Source organism: Vibrio sp. 779(2023) (assembly GCF_033344285.1).
Lineage (GTDB): Bacteria > Pseudomonadota > Gammaproteobacteria > Enterobacterales > Vibrionaceae > Vibrio > Vibrio alginolyticus.
Genome location: NZ_JAWPOM010000230.1, coordinates 1 through 1035, shown reverse-complemented (window position 1 = coordinate 1035; position 1035 = coordinate 1). Strand labels below are relative to the sequence as shown.

The 1035-nt window shown below is 50.3% G+C and carries 1 protein-coding gene; it reads left to right on the top strand.

Annotated features, from left to right (window positions below):
• Nucleotides 1-1035: methyl-accepting chemotaxis protein (locus R8O70_RS26285; protein ID WP_318184596.1), on the top strand; the 1035-nt coding region annotated here is incomplete at both ends.

Here is a 1035-nt window from a genome sequence, read left to right as displayed (position 1 = left end):
AAAGCACGATGCTGAAAGGCCAAGAGAAGCTTTACTACTTCAAGAAAGTACCTGGCACGCATTGGATGTTCGCGATTGAAATGGATCGCGCAACAGAAGAAGCAGGCCATGCAGTACTGCTTCGTGACCTGCTGATCACCGCTGTGATGATCACCATCGTTGTGATTCTTGCGGTATCTTGGTTGGTTGGCTTCTTGTTCCGTGACCTAGGCCGCGTGTCTGATGCGTTGGAAGAAATTGCATCTGGTGAGGGCGACCTTACTCAACGTCTAGAACCTCGCAGTGACGATGAAGTGGGCAAACTGGCTGAGAACTTCAACCGCTTTGTGGGTAACATGCACACGATGGTTACCAAGCTAAGCCAAGTTTCTGCCTCACTTTCTGAGCAAGCACGTACAACGGCACAACAAGCAGAAGAACGTAGCCAGCGTATTTCTTACCAGCAAGACGAAATCAACATGGTTGCGACTGCGGTTAATGAAATGGCAGCAGCAACGCAAGAGATTGCGGGTAACGCAGACAGCACAGCGCATAGCTCTGAAGAAGCGGTGCAAGCATGTGCTCACGGGTCTAGCCAAGTGAATCAAACGCAAGGCTCTATCCAGAATCTGGCGCAAGAAGTTCAAGTCGCGACAAATGTTATCCAAGAACTTGAAGCGCACGGTAATAGCATCAACACGATTCTATCGACGATTCAAGACATTGCAGAGCAAACTAACTTGTTGGCACTGAACGCAGCGATCGAAGCGGCGCGTGCAGGCGATCAAGGTCGTGGTTTTGCGGTTGTTGCTGACGAAGTTCGCGTATTGAGCCAACGTACTCACGCATCGACGAAAGAAATCCAAGAAACGATCGAAATGCTTCAAGGTACAACCAAGAAAGCGGTTGATATCATGGGAGATGGTCGTCATTTGGCTGATACCAGTGTGGATGACGCGAATTCTGCAGCAGCGAGCCTGACGCAAATCCACAGTGCGGTAGAGCGCATCAGCGACATGGCAACGCAAATTGCGTCTGCGGCGGAAGAGCAAGCAT